We start from the raw sequence: 12,471 nt of genomic DNA on the forward strand, positions 1-12,471 counted from the left end.
CTATTTTCTCTCTTATTTTTACCGTATCATCTAGCTTTAAAATTTTTTTGAGATAAAGATGGATACAGCTGAACTCAAACGTGCCATAAATACTAAGATGCCATTTGGAAAGTATGCTGGCCGCCCTTTATTGTTACTCCCTGAGCCTTATTTAGTTTGGTTTAAACAGCAAGGATTTCCAGACTCTAAATTAGGAGCACAACTGGCGATGATGTATGAAGTGAAGCTAAATGGCCTAGAAAAAATGCTCATGCCATTATTAAATGAAAATAATTAAACTTTTTACGAACTTTTATAAATTGGTGCGGTCTATTACTTTGCTACTTGTTTATTTTTGGTTTTAATCTTTAAAAAGCGCCCTAGGCGCTTTTTTTATGCCTGCAATTTAAAGCGAGTTACTTTTAAATAAATGAATAGTAAATTTAGCTCCACCTAATGGTGAATCACACACCTCAGACTGCCCTTGATGCCAACTAACAATTTTAGCAACAATCGCAAGGCCTAAGCCAAAGCCGCCGGTTTTCTTGTCACGGCTTTTATCTAGACGAGTAAATGGCTTAAAAATACTTTGCCACTCAGACTTAGCTATCCCTGGGCCGTCGTCTTCAACACTTATTTGTATTGAATCACCCAACTCTTCAAGGCTGACATGAATTTTATGGTTTGCGTATTTTTGTGCATTGCCTAATAAATTTTGAATACAACGCGCCATAAAATGCTCGTCACACTCATAGTAAAGCTGCCTAGGCGCACTCACTGCTACATCGATATCAGTAGCAAATTCGAGCTTATTCACGACACTGTTAATAAGCACTGTAAGGTCACACGAACGTGGCTTTAAGCTTGGTTGATGCGAATCAAGTCGTGCGTATTCAAGCATCTCAGACACTAGCGCTTCAAGCTCAGCAATATCAGCCTGCATATTATCTATATAACTATAAGATTTCTCATTTTCAATTTGCTCTTCAAGCATAGCAACGGCAAACTTTAAACGCGCCAACGGCGTTCTAAACTCATGAGAAACAGAAGAAGTCAGTTCTTGCTGCGCAGCTAGTAGGTACTGAATACGCTCTTGCATAGCATTAAGCGTGCCTGTGATTGGCAAAAAAAATGATTTAGATGCATCACGCAATTCGAAATCTTGCGAGCCGCCTACCGCCTCACAAGCTAAAGTGAGTTTGTTAAAGTCTCGCCAAAGTAACAGGCTCCAAAGACCAATAGGAAGACCAATAATGGCTAGTAATAAAAAATAGGGCCAAACAGAGCTAAAGTTAGGATTTGATATTGAGAGTGGACCAACTTGTAATAGCTGAGTCTCATTAATAGTAATGTACCAAATTACCTTCTGCTGCTGATTAAAAAGATACAGATAGTGATCATTTTGTAATTGTGTTTTGAGGTTTGTTGGTAGAGCGAGATCAGTTAAATCAATTAGCTCGCTATTAAACTCTTGCTGTAATTTAGCTAAGCCATTGTCAGTTTGACTTAATAGCCATAATGATTTACCAAACTCTTGATCTAGAGCGATTTGTTGCTGTGTGTCTTCATAGGGCCATAACTGCTCTATGACCCCACTAACAAGAAACAGAGAAACTATTATGTAAAGATATAAGCTAGCAAACAGTTTCCCCATTAATGATTACATATCCCATGCATCAGAAACGAACAGGTAACCTTGCCCCCAAACTGTTTTAATTCGGTATGGCTTATCACTGTTATCACCTAATTTCTTACGGATACGCGATACACGTACGTCAACGGTTCGGTCTAAACCATCATATTGACGACCAATCATATGTTGATGAACATGCTCACGACTTAACACTTCACCTGCATTTGAAGCAAGCAACCAAAGCAGCTCAAATTCATGAGAAGTCAGTGTAATTTCACTGCCTTTAAGTGTAACAATGCGGCTAGTTTTATCAATGGTTAAATCGCCAAAGCTAAGCTCTTCTGGTGCTTTGTTTGTAGCTTGACCACGGCGTAACAATGCGTTGATGCGCGCTAATAATACGCGTGGTTCTGCAGGCTTAATAACATAATCGTCTGCACCTAGTTCAAGCCCAATTACTTGATCAAAGTCTTCACCTTTTGCTGTAAGCATTAGAATTGGTAAGTTGAATTTATCGCGTACCTGACGGCAAACACTAAAGCCATCTTTACCCGGTAACATGACATCTAAAATCATTAAATCAACTGGATTGTTCTCAAGGTATTCGAAAACTTCATCGCCGCGTTCAAGGACCGCAACATCCAATCCATTATGCTGAAGGTAATCGCGTGTTAACTGCTGTAAGCCGAGATCATCTTCAACAAGTAAAATCTTTGCCATTGGTTGCTCCTGATTTAAAAAAAGCTCCACGGTGAACGTAACCTACGCCTCGTTGTTTTTGCTTCAGTGCTTTGCACTTCGACTTTTGTGGTCGCAACTTTGCTCCCCGTGTGCGGATTGACTAAGGAGTATATTGTTTCAACCTGAACCCGCGCTTTATGGCTATAAAGCCCATTATTACTATCAGTCCAGCATTGAATTTGCTGGTTATTTTGGTATAAACACAGATCTTGAGGTTGAGCAGTTTTCCAGCTAATTTTTAACTCAAGATCACAAAATTCGTGCTGTTGTAATACAACACACACTTTTGGTGTGATATCAAACTGAGTCGCTTGTGCATAGCTTGGGGGAGCCCAAATAACAGCAACAAACACACACAGACTAAAAACAAAATACTTCATATTAAAAAATATGATTGAATCCTATAAAAGCAGTCATCGAATACGTGTGTTCAAAAAGCGGACTGTCATCCACGGCTGAGTAGTCATAATATGCTAAATGAAAACGAAGAGAGTTAGTCTCACCTAGAGGCCAACGGGCGTCGATTTTAGCATAAGGTTGCCAGCTACTGCCAACCTCTATTTCTCCGTATGATGATTCTTCGGCCGATAAACCATAAAAATAATCATTTAATTCGTTCGATTTATACCAAACACCTAAGCTCGGTGCGATACTTAAACGACCTAACTGATGGTGAGATTGCCATTGTAAGGCACTGCGAGCCCCTTTATAAACCCCGGAGACATCAGCTAGAATCTGAACAGAGAATACATGATTACTGCGGATATAGTGATAACTCAAGCCCGCATCTAAAGCCCAGCGTCTTTTTTTTACGTCATTTGTTGTGACAACAGACTTTTCAACTAATTCATCACTACTCGTTGATTCAACAACGAAGCTATTTGACGTTTGCAAGGCAAATACATTACTAGGATGAAAATCTATAAAAAAACGGGTCTCGGGGTTAAATTCAGTGACAATGTTAACAACATGTGTGTCGCTTTCATGAAGGGAATAGCCTAAGCGACCATTATCAAAAAACCATTGTTCACCATAAAAAGCAACCTCTGGTAGCAGTATTAAAGGTAAATTGTCACCTCCATGCAATGGGTTTGTAATTACCCCAGCCCCAGTATTAACACTTAAGTGCCACTGCTCAGTATCAATTTGTTGATTTGCCATACGGCTTTCACGTTCAGTGCGAGTAGAATCATCAGCATACGCTTGACCCACACATACTAGCGCCAAAGCATAGAAAACTACGCAGAACCTGATCGTTAGAAACTTCATTATTATTTTACGACCAAAGAAAATTTTGCAATGTCAGCATAATATCAAGATGTGAACAAACTGTCCTCAGTAGGTTACAAGTATTCACAAATTTGATACATATTTCGATTAAGTTTGTTACTCCTCGACAATCTCTATGCGATTGCGACCATGTTCTTTAGCTAAGTAAAGCGCCTTATCAGCTTTAGCAATGAGCTGTTCAGGGTTACTATTTTTAGCTTTTATCGCAATACCAAAACTAGCCGTTACTTGACTCAACACCTTATCAGAATTTGGCTTCTTGATTTGTAATTTAGCGATAGTTTGGCGAAGTAGCTGTGTGAAATTCGTCATATCACTAATACTTGCAAACTGGGCCGTAAAGCAAAACTCTTCACCACCGTAACGATAGGCTTGGCCAATACTGGAAACATGCTTTAATAGCTTAGCAGACACTGCTCGTAAAACTTGGTCCCCTTTTTGATGTCCAAAGTTATCATTAAATGATTTGAAATGATCAATATCTATCATGGTTAATACTGATACTTGAGCTAATTCATTGTTTTTACAAAAACGCTTTATATCCTCATCAAACTTGCCACGATTCAATAACCCTGTTAATGGATCTCTTTGCGCTTTATCTTTCGATCTAATCAACTCTTGTTTTAAGTCGGTAATTTCTGCATAAGCTTGTGCTAATTGATTTTGAAAGTCCTGTGCCCTACTTTGTAAGGTCGCTGACTCATCACTTAGGCGTTCTACACAATCAAGTACATCATCAAAGCCTGTTTCTTGGCTGATATCTGCATTTTTTAGTTTCAAATGGCATTCTTGAAGCGTTTGGTTAAACTCTGTTGAGTAATTTATTGCTTCATTGATGTCTTGATGTACCTTTCCAACAACATCATTAAAACCACCTGATAACTGATAAAACAATGCTAAATCATCACTAGATAAAAACTGGTTGAACAGCGCTTTAGCATGCTCGTGGCTGCACGTTTTAAATTCATCAATGATTTTATCTAAAGCATCATTAAGCTCGGGGGTTTTATTGCTGACATACGCATACCAAATCGCATAATTTAGCGGTGTTATTGGCATCTTGTACTTAACCATGAGAGGAATAGCTTGTTTCAAACAGTGACTTGAATAACTTAGTGAATGCTCGGCTTGCGCAGAAAGTATCATGATTCTAGGCCATGAAAATTTTATTATTTTAAATTACGTTAACAACACCTTGAAAAAAAGCAATAAAAATGGATTTTATCCATTTAAAACCAGTAAAAAACACGAAAAATAAACACAAAAACCAATACTAAATAACTATCAAAAATTAAACCTTTTATACCAACATCAAATCGTTAACGCTAAATAGCTTGCTGAGTAAGTGATTGAGCAATGCTCCAGATAGCATTGAGCGCAGGATCATGGCGCTCTTTATTCAAAACAGCTAAACCAATTTCGAAACCAGCAACAGTCTGCTCAGCATCACTTACGATTTGCACTTTATCTTTAAGCGGACTGTTGTCCAAAACTATCTTTGGCACCATGGCAATACCTAAACCTAAGCTCACCATAGACACCATCGCTTCATGGCCTGCAACCTGTGCGTAAATTCGGCCGTGAATATTCTTTTTACGCCACCACTGCTCAAGACGTTGCCTTGATAATCCTTGCTCAGCAACAATAAACTCTAAATCTGACCAATCAATTTGTTCACTGGCAGAAAGCTTTTCGCTGATCGGGCAGGCTATTTTTGGTGCTATCAATACTAATGGTGAGTACCCGACACTGGTAAAGGCAATTTGCCCAGGTAGCTTTAAAGGTTTTGCGGCAATTGCCATATCTTCATGGCCATCTAAAACACGGTTTATTGCAAGAGCGGGATCACCGGTATTAAGGGTAATTTCAATATATGGATGTTGCATTCGCAATTGCTCGAGTATTTGATGTAAAAAACTATATGAGGCAGTTACAGAACAATAAATACTGACATTGCCATAAACATGCTGTTGCGGCTCTTGCACATTAGCCTTAAAACGATGCCAGTTAGCCAGCGTCGCATTTGCGTACTCAATGAATGACTCACCTTCGCGAGTTAATTTGACAGTGCGATTATCCCGATTAAACAGTACCACCCCAACCTCTTCTTCGAGCTGTTTAATATTACGGCTCAAGGTTGGTGCACTGATATGGCAAAGCTCACTCGCTCTGGCAAAGTGTAGCGTCTTGGCTAACGCTAAAAAGTAATTAAGATGTTTGTGATCCATATCGCCACCATTTCATTTTATGAAATACTTTAATTCAAATATATCATTTTACGCAAGGTAAAAAATTGCATAGTGTTAATACATACAAAGAACACCACGTCGGTTCTTTGATTTTCTAACAAAATTGTATTTATAGGACACTAACAATGGCGAATTATTTTAATACTCTTCCTTTGAGAGAGCAGTTAGCGCAATTAGCGCAGTGTGAATTTATGGACCCAGCAGAGTTTGCTGATGGTGTAGACGCTTTAAAAGGGAAAAAACTCGTTATTGTCGGTTGTGGCGCACAAGGCCTTAACCAAGGTTTAAATTTACGTGACTCAGGCTTAGATGTTTCTTATACATTACGTGAATCAGCAATTACTGAGCGTCGTCAATCTTTCTTAAACGCATCTGAAAACGGTTTTACTGTAGGCACGTATGAAGAGCTTATTCCAACTGCAGATGTAGTTTTAAACTTAACACCTGATAAACAACATACGGCTGTTGTTAATGCCATCATGCCATTAATGAAACAAGGTGCAACACTTGCTTATTCACACGGCTTCAACATTGTTGAAGAAGGCATGCAAATCCGTGAAGATCTAACTGTTATTATGGTTGCACCTAAGTGCCCTGGTTCAGAAGTACGTGAAGAGTACAAACGAGGCTTTGGCGTACCAACATTAATCGCGGTTCACCCAGAAAACGACCCTCAAGGCCATGGTTTAGCGCAAGCTAAAGCGTATGCAGCAGGTACCGGTGGTCATCGTGCGGGTGTACTAAAATCATCATTCATTGCAGAAGTTAAATCTGACTTAATGGGTGAGCAAACGATTCTATGTGGCATGTTACAAACTGGTTCACTACTTTGCTTCGATAAAATGGTCGAAAAAGGCATTGATGCAAGTTACGCGTCAAAACTAATCCAATATGGTTGGGAAGTGATCACTGAAGCACTTAAGTATGGTGGTGTAACTAACATGCTTGACCGTTTATCAAACCCAGCAAAAGTGAAAGCATTTGAATTAAGTGAAGAGCTTAAAACAATCATGCGCCCACTTTATAACAAGCATATGGACGATATCATCAGCGGCGAATTCTCACGCGGTATGATGGCTGATTGGGCTGAAGATGACGCAAAATTACTCGCATGGCGCGCAGAAACGGCTGAAACTGCATTCGAAAAGCAACAAAATACCGACCAAGAAATCAGCGAGCAAGCATTCTTCGACCAAGGTATTTTAATGGTTGCAATGGTTAAAGCAGGTGTTGAGCTTGCCTTCGAAACCATGACTGCAGCAGGTATCATCGCAGAATCTGCTTACTATGAATCACTACACGAAACGCCGCTTATCGCAAACACTATTGCTCGTAAGAAGCTTTTCGAAATGAACCGAACTATTTCAGATACTGCAGAGTATGGCTGTTACTTATACAACCACGCGTGTTTACCACTTTTACAAGACTTTATGAAAGACATCGATACAGATGTGATTGGTAAAGGTCTTGATAGTGCAAGCAACCAAGTCGATAACCAAACCTTGATTGCCGTGAATAAAGCACTACGCGAGCACCCGGTTGAAATCATTGGTAGCAAACTACGTGGTTACATGTCAGCAATGAAGAAAATTGTTTAACCCTGGAAAGTAAGTTTCGCTTGTTAGAAACCAAGCCCAATTGCTTATATGCTTTGGGCTTTTTTTTTGTCCCTACATTGATTCGTCATCTGTAAAGTGTATGCTAAAATTACTGACTTAAATGTTGTAAACTAAGACACTTTCATGGCGTTAAATCAATTCACCATCACTAAAAAAATTACCCTACTTGGCAGTTCTATCGCCCTCATTGTTGCTGCGTTAATCGGCGCAACAGCGATATACAGTGCAAAACAAATCATTGAACAGCGAATGATTGAATCGGAACTACCGAGCAAACTACAAGCAATTGATAATTATATTACTCACGATATAAATCAAATGATCAGTGCGGCTGAGCAACTCTCCAGTAACGAGTTTGTATTAGAGTGGGCTAACTCTGGCAATACAGATGATAAAACACTGCTAAAAGAGCTTAACCGCCTTGTTACCCAGTACGATCTAGCAACGGCTTCTTGGGCTAACCGTGAAACAGCACAATATTGGAACCAAGACGGTTTCTTGCGCGTTTTAACTAAAGAGCAAGATGGTTGGTTTTTCGCGTTTACTAACACCGCACAACCCTTTTCGATCAGTATCTATCAAGAGTCACCGACTGATGTAAAAATGTTTGTGAACCACCAGCAAACTAATGGCATTGGTTTAGCAGGCCTTGCAAAAAGTATCGACGATATGCAGGGCATGCTTAAACGCTTTCAAATAGAAGAAACCGGTTTTGTATTTGTTGCAGATAAAAACGGCCTAATTCAGCTGCATAAAGACGAAAACAAAGTCGCTAAAGCTAAGTTGGATGACGTTTACAAAACGGACATCACACGGGCTCTACTAACGCAAAGTGACTTCAATTTACAAGAAATCAACCTTAATGGTGAAGCAACCTTAGTGGCGGCAAGCCCAATTAAAAACACTGATTTGTTTGTTATTGCCCAAGTGCCAAAGCACGAAGTGTTTTCGAGCATTCAAGTTTTACAATGGCAAATCATCAGCTTTGCGATTGTGATTGCGTTGATTGCAAGCTTTGCAGGTTTAGTCCTGGCACGTACGCTTTCATCGCCGCTGTCGAAAATGGCTGAGTTGTTCACCCGTTTAGGCTCTGGTGATGCTAATTTAGCGTATAGACTTCCTGACTCTGAGCAACCTGAACTTGCAAACTTATCAGCGGGCTTTAACCAATTTATCTCTAAGATTGAAACTGCAATTAGCCAAGTAGCTCAAGAAAGTAGTGAAATTAGACAAAGCGCCGATCATGTGTTTCAGCAAGCACAAAAGAACTCCGTAGCGCTTGATAATCAAAAAGAGCAAACTATCTCGGTTGCTGCGGCGATTAATGAAATGGGTGCAACAGTGCAAGAAATTGCCTCAAGCGCAGCGAACACGGCTAAGCTCACTGAGAATAGCAAGCAGAACACTGAACAAAGCCATACTCAGGTAACGCAAAGTAAAGAAGCAATAATTGAATTGGCATGTGATATCGATAATATCACCGAGCAAGTAAACGAGCTGGCAAATAAAACGCAAGCGATTGCCAGTATTGTCGACTCTATCAGAGGGATTTCGGAGCAAACCAACTTGTTAGCGCTCAACGCAGCGATTGAATCTGCTCGTGCGGGTGAGCACGGCCGAGGCTTTGCTGTTGTAGCTGATGAAGTTAGAGCGCTTGCAAATCGCACGTCGCAATCAACAACTGAAATTCAAACCATGATCAGTGAACTAACAAATACGTCTGATTTAGTGGTTAATCATATTAATCACTCAAAATCACAAGCTCAATTAAGCGTTGATGCAATGCAGAGTTCTGTTGAATTACTTAATGCCATTAACGATGCTGCCAATGAAATAAACGATATGGCAACCTTAATCGCAACTGCAACTGAAGAGCAAAGTAATGTAGTGGCAGATGTCGGTCGTAACATTGAGCAAATAAGTGACATTAGTGATAACGTCATGCGTGAACAAATTGATAGTGAACAAGCAATCAAAGACTTAGCAAACAGTGCGCAAACCCTTGATGACCTTGTTGCAACATTTGATAAACGCTGACACGTTTTGTAACAGTTAACCCTGACCCTTTTTCATTCACGGCCTATACTTTAATGGTATTAGGCCAAGAATTAAGAGGGTCAAATGAAATTACCTAGCATTGTTTTCGCCTCAAGCTTTTGCTTATTAACAGCGTGTAGTAGTACAGAAAATAACACCGCCCCACCACCACTTGCTTTGGTGAAAAGTAATACGTTTACCCAAACCTCAGTTGAAACCCAACAAGAAATTTTTGCATTAAGCAAACATGTCAAACAACAACTTGACAGTACTTTTCCCAAAGATGGTCGATCATTGCAAAGTACTAAAGGCTTACTCAGGTTTCTATTACAAAATGGCGATGCGTCTTTATCTTATCAATCTGGTGCGACCTTAACGGCCAATCAAGCCTACGAAAATTTAAATGCTAACTGTTTATCGTTATCGATTTTAGCCTACAGCCTCGCTGACTATCTTGGCCTCGAAGGGCAATTTCAAAAAGTGCATATCCCAGAGTATTGGGCGCTGGATAATGGTTTTAACTTACTCACAGGGCATATCAATTTGAAAGTGAGTGAATCAACAAAACAAGTGTTAAATCGTAAAGTTATATACCCTCAAGAGCGCTCTTTGGTGATAGACTTTGACCCTAACAGTCGCCAAGAGGCGTTTAAAACCAGCAACATCAACAAAGCCCGCATCACAGCGATGTTTTATAACAATAAGGGCGCAGCTGCGATGTTAAAACATGATTACGACACTGCTTTTAGCTATTACAAAGCAGCAGTTGATATTGATAGCAACTACTCAGGTGCATGGGGCAACCTTGGGGTATTATTCAGATTAACGAGTGACTATCAAAGTGCTGAAACAGCCTACCAATATGCGATTAGTTTAGATCCTGACAACAACACCGCGCTTGGCAATTTAGCAAGACTCTATAACCTGACCGATCGTAAAGAGCAAGGCCAAGCTATATTAGCTATGCTTGACAAGAAACGCCAAGCAAACCCTTATTACCATATTTCTTTAGGTAATGATGCCTATACGACCAGCCGTTACCAAGATGCCATAAAACACTACAAAAAAGCCCGTGACTTAAATTCAACCCTACATGATACTGATTTTGGTTTAGCCAGAACCTATTATCAATTGGGTGACTTAAAACTGGCTAAAAAGTATTTAACTATGGCAAACAATAAAGCTGACTTTGATCATGATAAACAGCGTTACGAAAGTAAATTACAAGCGCTTCGCTCGCATACTGCAAAACTTATTGATTACCGCTAGTGCTGCCCTGATAAGCACAGGGCACGCTTTTGCCAATACAAACTTAGTACAAGACGTTATAACGCTAACATCGCCTCAATTTGCTGGGCGAAAAACGAATACCGAGGGCGCTAAATTAGCCGCCGATTTCATAGCAGAGCGCTTTGTCGCTCTTGGCTATTCAGTAAATGAACAAATTTTTACTTATCAATCAGGTTTCTTTAGTGAGGCGGTTGGGAGAAACATTGTTGCGATAAAAAATAGCCCTTGTGAAAAGTGTAAAAAAATTATTTTTACAGCCCATTACGACCACCTTGGGCAACAAGGCAGTCGGCTTTACCCGGGTGCCAATGATAACGCCAGCGGCGTTGCAGCTTTACTTTATTTAGCTGACCACTTTGCACAAAGCCCTCAACGCTATCAGTTAATGTTTGTTGCAACCGATGCCGAAGAAAATGGCCTACATGGTAGCGATTACTTGGTATCGACACTTAATACAGACAAAATAAAACTTAACATTAATTTAGATATGCTTGTTGTGAATCCACGAAAACCGCGTATCTATGCGTTTTTAGATAAGCAATCATTAGCGCACTATAAAGATGACATTAAAGCTTTGTCTGATGAGCAGCTAACCTTTATGGCAACTAGTTCATCAGCGAGGCTAAATCGGTTATTTGACCTCAATGTTGATTGGCGAAAAGCAAGCGACCACTATTCGTTTGCTAAAGCGGGGATCCCTTATATTTACTTTGGCATCGGACACGATAAACATCATCATCAGAGCACCGACACAGCTGCGCACATCGACTTTACATTGTTCGAATATGCCATGGCGAAAATAGCCCTATTTATTGAAAAGCTTGCAAGTTAGCTACTTTGGTAGCTCAGACGTTAAAACAAACTGCCTTTTTTGCGCTTTACTTAGCTTTTTTACGCTTATTTCAAGTTTAGTTGCTTCACTACGGTTACCCACTTGCTGTTGATAGATAAGTGTTAAAGGCCCCTTGCCTTTGAGGTTTTTAGCCCCTTTTCCCGCTTGATGCTGCATAAATCGCTTTTCAACATTGGTGGTGATCCCCGTATACCAATGACCCAAACGTGTTTGCACTATGTACAAATGCCACAGACTCTCTGAATTATCATTGTTTTTTATAGGCTGCTGTAAACTTTCTGGGTTTGCTGTGGTCAAATTTGTGCCTCTTGATTGTTAATCGCATTTGTGTAAAAACAATTACTGAAAAGGGTTTTACCTTCAGTGACTAATCGGTATCATGCAGTGTATAAAAAATAAGGATTCAAACAAATAATGCAGTCGTTTAAAACTTTTTCTTTTTGGTTAGTACTTACCCTTACTTTAAGTGCTACAGCAGGGTGTTCAAGCTGGGTTTACCGAATCAACATTCCTCAAGGTAATTTCTTAGAGCAATCAGATGTAGATAAGCTACGTGTTAATATGACGCGCGAGCAAGTACTGTATGTACTAGGCAAGCCAGTCGCTGAAGACTCATTTGATAAAAATACCTGGCACTACCTGTACGTATTCAATCTTGGTCGTAGCAACGAGCAACGTAAATCACTCACTATTAACTTCGAAAACGATAAGCTTGTTTCGTTATCGGGTGACTATGAACAACCTAGCGAATTTAATACGCCGCTTGAACAAGAGTAATAG

13 protein-coding genes are annotated in these 12,471 nt (G+C 39.9%); 6 read left to right on the top strand and 7 right to left on the bottom strand.

Annotation, left to right across the window (positions count from 1 at the left end; genetic code table 11):
* Positions 1-58: 58 nt before the first annotated feature.
* Positions 59-277 carry a DUF3820 family protein gene (locus ISP07_RS01550; RefSeq protein ID WP_054551714.1) on the top strand — a complete coding sequence of 73 codons (219 nt, stop codon included), beginning with the start codon at positions 59-61 and terminating at the stop codon, positions 275-277.
* Positions 278-385: 108 nt separating this feature from the next.
* Here ISP07_RS01550 and ISP07_RS01555 read toward each other — a convergent pair whose 3' ends face one another.
* The 6 genes from ISP07_RS01555 to ilvY all read right to left on the bottom strand — a co-directional run bounded on the left by ISP07_RS01555 (position 386) and on the right by ilvY (position 5,871).
* Positions 386-1,633, bottom strand: coding sequence for an ATP-binding protein (locus ISP07_RS01555; RefSeq protein ID WP_209326567.1), 1,248 nt, complete (start codon positions 1,631-1,633; stop codon positions 386-388).
* Positions 1,634-1,639: 6 nt separating this feature from the next.
* Positions 1,640-2,332, bottom strand: coding sequence for a response regulator (locus ISP07_RS01560; RefSeq protein WP_054551952.1), 693 nt, complete (start codon positions 2,330-2,332; stop codon positions 1,640-1,642).
* 14 nt (positions 2,333-2,346) lie between these two features.
* Complete coding sequence (locus ISP07_RS01565) at positions 2,347-2,733, bottom strand: DUF3019 domain-containing protein (protein ID WP_054551716.1); 387 nt, start codon at positions 2,731-2,733, stop codon at positions 2,347-2,349.
* Between the two features lies 1 nt (position 2,734).
* On the bottom strand, positions 2,735-3,514 hold the full coding sequence (locus tag ISP07_RS01570; RefSeq protein WP_209326709.1) for a MipA/OmpV family protein: 780 nt from the start codon (positions 3,512-3,514) through the stop codon (positions 2,735-2,737).
* A gap of 225 nt (positions 3,515-3,739) precedes the next feature.
* Positions 3,740-4,789, bottom strand: coding sequence for a GGDEF domain-containing protein (locus tag ISP07_RS01575; protein ID WP_209326568.1), 1,050 nt, complete (start codon positions 4,787-4,789; stop codon positions 3,740-3,742).
* Between the two features lie 179 nt (positions 4,790-4,968).
* A complete protein-coding gene (gene ilvY / locus ISP07_RS01580) occupies positions 4,969-5,871 on the bottom strand; it encodes an HTH-type transcriptional activator IlvY (protein ID WP_054551718.1) in 903 nt (300 codons plus the stop codon).
* Between the two features lie 146 nt (positions 5,872-6,017).
* On the opposite strand from ilvY, the gene ilvC reads away from it, so the two are divergent.
* From ilvC to ISP07_RS01600, 4 genes are all read left to right on the top strand, one after another.
* Positions 6,018-7,490: a ketol-acid reductoisomerase gene (gene ilvC / locus ISP07_RS01585; protein ID WP_209326569.1), complete on the top strand. Its 1,473-nt coding sequence runs from the start codon at positions 6,018-6,020 to the stop codon at positions 7,488-7,490.
* A gap of 144 nt (positions 7,491-7,634) precedes the next feature.
* Positions 7,635-9,548 carry a methyl-accepting chemotaxis protein gene (locus tag ISP07_RS01590; RefSeq protein WP_166339001.1) on the top strand — a complete coding sequence of 638 codons (1,914 nt, stop codon included), beginning with the start codon at positions 7,635-7,637 and terminating at the stop codon, positions 9,546-9,548.
* 84 nt (positions 9,549-9,632) lie between these two features.
* The gene (locus tag ISP07_RS01595) at positions 9,633-10,817 is read left to right on the top strand and encodes a tetratricopeptide repeat protein (protein ID WP_209326570.1); all 1,185 of its coding nucleotides are present in this window, start codon (positions 9,633-9,635) and stop codon (positions 10,815-10,817) included.
* Positions 10,804-11,670 (top strand): M28 family peptidase, encoded by an 867-nt coding sequence (locus tag ISP07_RS01600; RefSeq protein WP_209326571.1) that lies wholly within the window; start codon positions 10,804-10,806, stop codon positions 11,668-11,670. The genes ISP07_RS01595 and ISP07_RS01600 overlap by 14 nt, the downstream gene beginning before the upstream one ends.
* On the opposite strand, the gene ISP07_RS01605 is transcribed toward ISP07_RS01600, so the two are convergent.
* Entirely contained in the window at positions 11,671-11,988 is a 318-nt protein-coding gene (locus ISP07_RS01605; protein ID WP_054551723.1) for a GIY-YIG nuclease family protein, read from the bottom strand.
* Positions 11,989-12,105: 117 nt separating this feature from the next.
* On the opposite strand from ISP07_RS01605, the gene ISP07_RS01610 reads away from it, so the two are divergent.
* A complete protein-coding gene (locus ISP07_RS01610) occupies positions 12,106-12,468 on the top strand; it encodes an outer membrane protein assembly factor BamE (protein ID WP_054551724.1) in 363 nt (120 codons plus the stop codon).
* Positions 12,469-12,471: the final 3 nt, after the last annotated feature.

Origin of the sequence: Pseudoalteromonas sp. PA2MD11, from assembly GCF_017808125.1 — a bacterium.
Lineage (GTDB): Bacteria > Pseudomonadota > Gammaproteobacteria > Enterobacterales > Alteromonadaceae > Pseudoalteromonas > Pseudoalteromonas simplex.

Coding starts and splice junctions, on each gene's coding strand:
- ISP07_RS01570 (WP_209326709.1), bottom strand. CDS start 3,514: ATGGCAAATCAACAAATTGATACTGAGCAGTGGCACTTAAGTGTTAAT.
- ISP07_RS01565 (WP_054551716.1), bottom strand. CDS start 2,733: ATGAAGTATTTTGTTTTTAGTCTGTGTGTGTTTGTTGCTGTTATTTGG.
- ISP07_RS01550 (WP_054551714.1), top strand. CDS start 59: ATGGATACAGCTGAACTCAAACGTGCCATAAATACTAAGATGCCATTT.
- ilvC (WP_209326569.1), top strand. CDS start 6,018: ATGGCGAATTATTTTAATACTCTTCCTTTGAGAGAGCAGTTAGCGCAA.
- ilvY (WP_054551718.1), bottom strand. CDS start 5,871: ATGGATCACAAACATCTTAATTACTTTTTAGCGTTAGCCAAGACGCTA.
- ISP07_RS01610 (WP_054551724.1), top strand. CDS start 12,106: ATGCAGTCGTTTAAAACTTTTTCTTTTTGGTTAGTACTTACCCTTACT.
- ISP07_RS01595 (WP_209326570.1), top strand. CDS start 9,633: ATGAAATTACCTAGCATTGTTTTCGCCTCAAGCTTTTGCTTATTAACA.
- ISP07_RS01555 (WP_209326567.1), bottom strand. CDS start 1,633: ATGGGGAAACTGTTTGCTAGCTTATATCTTTACATAATAGTTTCTCTG.
- ISP07_RS01590 (WP_166339001.1), top strand. CDS start 7,635: ATGGCGTTAAATCAATTCACCATCACTAAAAAAATTACCCTACTTGGC.
- ISP07_RS01560 (WP_054551952.1), bottom strand. CDS start 2,332: ATGGCAAAGATTTTACTTGTTGAAGATGATCTCGGCTTACAGCAGTTA.
- ISP07_RS01575 (WP_209326568.1), bottom strand. CDS start 4,789: ATGATACTTTCTGCGCAAGCCGAGCATTCACTAAGTTATTCAAGTCAC.